This is a genomic window from Leptospira alexanderi serovar Manhao 3 str. L 60 (assembly GCF_000243815.2).
GTDB lineage: Bacteria > Spirochaetota > Leptospiria > Leptospirales > Leptospiraceae > Leptospira > Leptospira alexanderi.
Genome location: NZ_AHMT02000049.1, coordinates 1 through 5,000 on the forward strand (window position 1 = coordinate 1; position 5,000 = coordinate 5,000).

The following is a 5,000-nucleotide window of genomic DNA, read 5'->3' on the forward strand; positions in this document are numbered from 1 at the left end:
TTGATTCCGGTTATGCTAACAAGCTCTTCGAGAGTCATTCTCTTACCATCTCGAAGGTGGCGAATCAGATTCAATTTGAAATTCAGTCGAACCGTGCTTGGATTCATGAAAAAACCTACATCTCAAAAGTAAAAACGCCGCACATTCTGTAAACCGGAAATGTGTAGTATTTCTTATTTACCATAAAGTCCGCTTCTAAGTTGTCGTTTTATATTTTAAAGTTAAGAATGAAAATGTAGATTTTACTACTCGGACGTATGAAAATGGTACCAAGAATTAACGAGCGATTTTTGTAGAGATATAAAAGTCCTCACAAAATTGCGCCGAATCCAGAATTGTTGGCTTTTTTAAAGAAGATCTAACATTCTAACTTTTGAAACAAACTTATCACAGTATTTTATTCATGCGCCCGAGTAGTAAGTCCGCAATTTGAGTTTTTTTATAGAACCCATCTCAAAAATATCCTAGAATAATTGAAATCGGCATTTTAATCAAAGATAAAGTATTTTTAAGATAGTTTCTAGTTTCAGTATTTCTGAAAACCTGTGTCATAGAACGTTCGGATTGGGTTGGGATAAAACTCTAAGGGAAGTGCAAGAAGGCACATCCTGATTGACAATTTGAAACAAGAAGGGATTCTTTCAGAGATGCGAAAGATAATGTTACTCTTTCTACTCTGTTTACCAGTTTTATATTACATCGGAACCGTCCTAAGTTGGGAGAAAAAAAAGAGAATCCCGATCACTGGAGACGAGCCCCATTATCTAATGATCTCGGAAAGTATTCGAAAAGATGGAGATTTCAATCTCAAAAATAACTACGAGGAAGATCGGAATACGAAAAAAATCATTGGTCCGGTCGATGTGGAAAATCATACGATTTCAAAAGACGGAAAATTATACAGCATTCATTCGATCGGAACGTCGTGCGTCGCGTTGGTCGGATATTCGATTTTCGGAATTACGGGAGCTCGCATTAGTCTTGCTCTTTTGGCGGGGATTATTCCTTTTTTATTCTATCAGTTGGGTAAAATCTTTCATCTTTCGCCGGAAGAGGCTACCATAATCGCGGTTTTCTATTCCGTTAGTCTTCCGTTTCCAATGGCCGCGGGACAAATATTTCCGGATCTACCGACTGGAATTCTACTGACTTTCGTATTCACGATCCTATTTATGTTGGAAACAAAAAAAATATTCAAAAATAGGAATATTCTGTATTTTGCATGTGGAATAGGGTGCGGATGTTTGGCTTGGTTTCATACAAAAAATCTACCGATCGTAACGCTCCTCCTTTTTTGGGTTCTTTGCAAAAAGGAAGCGGACCCGAAATCCAAGGGAATTTTCCTCGGAACTACGCTCGTGTTCGTATTCTCTTTTTTGGTTTGTAATTTTTTATGGTTTGGATCAATTATCGGTCCTTATGGCGAAAAAAATTCTCCGCCTACGTTCGATCTAAATTTTTTCCATTGGGTTACGGTCTTTTTGGGTCTTTTTATGGATCGGAATCAAGGACTCTTTTTTCAAAATCCTATGATTTGGATTCCTGGAATCTTAGGAATTTTTTTCCTTATTCGAGATAAGGATTTAAAGCGAATCGGAATTCTTTTCCTGTTCGTATTGATTTTACAACTTGGGCTGAATGCGGGGCACCCTTGTTCCTACGGATGTCTTTCTCTTCCGGGTAGATTCCAATGGAGTTCTGCGGTTTTGTTTTTTCTTCCTTTTCTCGCAGGTTGGAAAATGCTGAGTTCTATTTCAAGAAGAGTAGCTTGGAAAATTTTCATCCTTTGTGTCGTTTATCAAATTTGGATCGGAAAATATTGGTTTGATTATACGAGTTCTTTATACCACGTAATGGAGCCCGACCCTCAAAAAAGACCCGGCTTTTTTCCCGAGAAAATTCTTTCTTATCTGCCGTCCTGGACGGACCCTAATTTGTCTTGGAAGGTCATAGTAAATTGGGTCTGGATTGGAATTTTTTTACTGCCGATATTATCATTGAGCTATCTATGGATTCAGAATAATCGTAGAGATAAAACGGTCTGAATCCGATAGTTGACAAAAAAATAAAAGGAGAACCGATCTTTTAAAATAAAGGACTAGAAAATTATCATGAAACTGAATTTGTATACAATTCTTCCAAAACTTACACTTGCCTATCATCCCGAAATCCAAAGTTACAGAATTCAACGTTATGCTCTTATACGTTCTCAACTCAGTATTTTGTCGCTCTCTCGCGTTCGTCCTGTCCAAATACTACGATCCTTAATGAACGGTAAGTCTATTTCGGTGCGGATTTTTATGTTTTCTTTTTTATTGAGCGTCGTTCTTTCTTCAAATTTGGTAGCTCAAGAAGAAAGTCAAAATGTAAAGGAAAAAATGGTCTGCCAGAAGATTGAACTTATTGTAAACGGACAAAGCTACGACGACGGATATAAATGTATTACTCCGGGAGCAATTTGTTATTTGGTGGAAGGACTTTCTTTGAGTTGTTTTGCAAATCCGAGTCCCGACTTGAATCAGCCGAAAACGAATTAAAAACCAGTCTCTAAAAAACTAAGAATTTAAAAAAGGTCGTTTATACAAATTTTCGACGTCATTGAGGAATTTTCGGTCCGAGCTCGATTACCAATTGTTCTTCCGGAACCGTAAGGTCGATCTTATCCACTTTTTCGGGAATTCTTCCGGATAAAACGTCCTCGGTGAGATTTTTGATTTTAGAAAGGATGGTTTCGTCCGTACAGTTCGATATGGAAATGATATTCGGAAGATCTCTTCCCCAAGAAAAACGAATTCCCGGACTATCCACAAAAAAAGATTCGGTGATTCCGTCTCCTTCCTTGTCGATCATGGTAAAGACTGTCGAATCACCCGCGACTACCACGGCCTTTTTTCCTTTTTTTATCTTATCCGCTTTTACACGAGTATTGGTCATTTCCCGGTTCCAAAGATAATAATATAATTTTCGAATTTGTGAATCGATCAGTTTGTCTCTCGCGGATTTATACAATTCTCCGTATTTTTTTCCGACTTCTTCTTCTCCTTTCATCTGTCCGTCTAGTTCTCTAGGAGTAGTGGAGTGAAGATAAAAATCGGGAATGCCGTTGACTGCATTCGTATAAAACATTTGGTCCTTTCTGTCTCCCGGATACGGATTTGTGGAGGCTCCGGGATTTTTAAGGAAGGAAATCAGGGTGTTTCTTCTTTCATTTACTTTTTTTCTGAGTTCCTCGACTCTAAAACGGATCGAACTTGTTTTGGGAGAATCTTTTCCGTAAAAACGTTCGGACCTTTCTAACTCTCCGCTTACAGCCCTTTCGGAGGAATAACTCTTCAACAGTTCCTCGTCATATTTCAAAAGTAGATCCAATTCTTTCGTTTTCTTTAAGGGTTCGCTGGATGTTTGATTCACCTCATTTTTGTTAGCTGAGGAAATTTGAGAAGTTGAGTCCTGTGCGGATGTTGTGTTCGGATTTGAGGTTGTGCCGGAGGCAGAAGATGTCTCGGAGGTTTTACTCGGATTTACGGTTCTTTCCGATTCGGGCAGTTTGTAGTATTCCGATTCCAATTCTTTGAGTCTTACGTAGTTGGAAATTTTTACGAGGTATTCTTTTTCTTTTTCCCGAACCTGATTCGGATCGTCGTAACCATCCTTCAACAACGTTAGTTGTCCTTTATAAATTATCATCAAAGTCGCTTCGGAGAAATCACGATTTGGATTTGTTCCGGATAGGGTTTTGCCATCCTTATCTACCAATTGGATGAAATGGAATGCGATGCGATCCGTTCGGAAGTCGGTGATGTTCTGAATATCTGGGGAAATCTGCAGATCGGAAGAAGAACTAAGACTTCCCCCGAAGATAAATAGAATGAGAAGATAAGTCGACAAAAGCTTTTTTTGCCGATCGGAAGCAAACGATCCGGAAAGTAGGATTTCATCTTGTTTCTAGTATCGGCCAAAAAGGGATCGGAAAAAGAGGATCAGTTCCTTTTATGGGACAAATTGAGAGAATATTCCATTCCGGGAATGCTTTCGGATAAACCGTCCAGCCGGTATTCCACGCTTTGAATGTCCTGAAAGTTCTCAAAAATGGTTTTTTCCAGAGCAAGAAAGGTGGAATCCAAAAGGGCCATTTTTTTACGGACGATCTCTTTTTGTTTTTCGTTTTCGTTCATCCGACGCGCGTACGTGTAATCGATCCTAAACTTCATTTCGGAAAGGATTTCCTGAAGTGTAGATTTTCTAAAATCCAGAATCAGAATCCCTCCGTTTTTCCAAATCGCTTTTACGGCGTATTGGATTTCGGGAAGACGCTTTATGCTTTTATAATATTCTCCCTTGTCGTTTGTCAGGGTCTTATCGAAATAAGAGGACTCGCTGATCTCTCCGATCAAGGTCATCGTTTTGTGTCGGAATTCCTCGTTTTCCAAAAGAACCTTTCTTCTGATCGGAAACACACGACGTTCTCCGTCGGAAGCATAGAGTGTAATTTCGGTTCTATGATCTCGGTTACCAACGTCGTAAAGAGAAAATGGAATAAGAGTAATAAAAGGGCTGTTCCCTGTAAGAATGAATGAGGTGAAAAATAAAATGATTCCTATCCAAGCATAAGTGAGAAACAGCGTTTTTTGAGAAATCCCGTCCTCGGTCGCGATGCGGAAAAGCCAGAGATATCCTTGATTGATTTTTTCTCCCGCGGTTTTAATCTTTTTCCAAATTGCGTCTCTGATTGCGATCGCAGGTTTTTTAATTTTTTGCCAATTCATATCCTCGAATTCCTTCTACGATGCTTTTCGCTATCTTAACTTGTAAACTTTTACTCTGCAAAAGTTTGGATTCTTTTTCATGAGAAAGATACCCCATTTCCACGAGAACCGCAGGCATGAGACTTCCTCTGAGGACCGAAAAATCCGCTTTTTTCACTCCTCTGGACAGGATTTGAGGTTGAAGCTTTTTTTTCATCTCCGATTCCAAGGACCTGGCCAAGATTCTACTTCTTC

At 39.1% G+C, this 5,000-nt stretch carries 4 protein-coding genes and 2 pseudogenes (1 of these 6 running past the window's edge); 2 read left to right on the plus strand and 4 right to left on the minus strand.

The features are described from left to right. Positions 1 to 107: pseudogene (locus LEP1GSC062_RS23300) on the minus strand (WYL domain-containing protein); the annotation flags it as partial. A gap of 540 nt (positions 108 to 647) precedes the next feature. On the opposite strand from LEP1GSC062_RS23300, the gene LEP1GSC062_RS14995 reads away from it, so the two are divergent. Together LEP1GSC062_RS14995 and LEP1GSC062_RS15000 are read left to right on the plus strand one after the other, a co-directional pair. Continuing rightward, positions 648 to 2,045, plus strand: coding sequence for a hypothetical protein (locus LEP1GSC062_RS14995; RefSeq protein WP_020984725.1), 1,398 nt, complete (start codon positions 648 to 650; stop codon positions 2,043 to 2,045). 66 nt (positions 2,046 to 2,111) lie between these two features. Then, a complete protein-coding gene (locus tag LEP1GSC062_RS15000) occupies positions 2,112 to 2,537 on the plus strand; it encodes a hypothetical protein (RefSeq protein WP_010579084.1) in 426 nt (141 codons plus the stop codon). A 58-nt stretch (positions 2,538 to 2,595) separates the two neighbouring features. Here LEP1GSC062_RS15000 and LEP1GSC062_RS15005 read toward each other — a convergent pair. The 3 genes and pseudogenes from LEP1GSC062_RS15005 to LEP1GSC062_RS15015 form a co-directional block, all read right to left on the minus strand. Continuing rightward, a pseudogene (locus LEP1GSC062_RS15005) lies at positions 2,596 to 3,938 on the minus strand (hypothetical protein). 42 nt (positions 3,939 to 3,980) lie between these two features. Then, entirely contained in the window at positions 3,981 to 4,766 is a 786-nt protein-coding gene (locus tag LEP1GSC062_RS15010) for an LIC_10740 family protein (RefSeq protein ID WP_020984743.1), read from the minus strand. After that, positions 4,747 to 5,000, minus strand: partial view of an N-acetylmuramoyl-L-alanine amidase family protein gene (locus tag LEP1GSC062_RS15015; RefSeq protein WP_010579086.1) — the 3' portion only. 841 nt of this gene lie beyond the right edge of the window; the window shows 254 of its 1,095 coding nt (coding positions 842-1,095); its start codon lies beyond the right edge, outside the window; its stop codon occupies positions 4,747 to 4,749. Before LEP1GSC062_RS15015 ends, LEP1GSC062_RS15010 begins: the two co-directional genes overlap by 20 nt.

What these genes read in the sequence shown, in the direction of transcription:
- LEP1GSC062_RS14995 (WP_020984725.1), top strand. Translation starts at nt 648, where the DNA reads ATGCGAAAGATAATGTTACTCTTTCTACTCTGTTTACCAGTTTTATAT.
- LEP1GSC062_RS15010 (WP_020984743.1), bottom strand. Translation starts at nt 4,766, where the DNA reads ATGAATTGGCAAAAAATTAAAAAACCTGCGATCGCAATCAGAGACGCA.
- LEP1GSC062_RS15000 (WP_010579084.1), top strand. Translation starts at nt 2,112, where the DNA reads ATGAAACTGAATTTGTATACAATTCTTCCAAAACTTACACTTGCCTAT.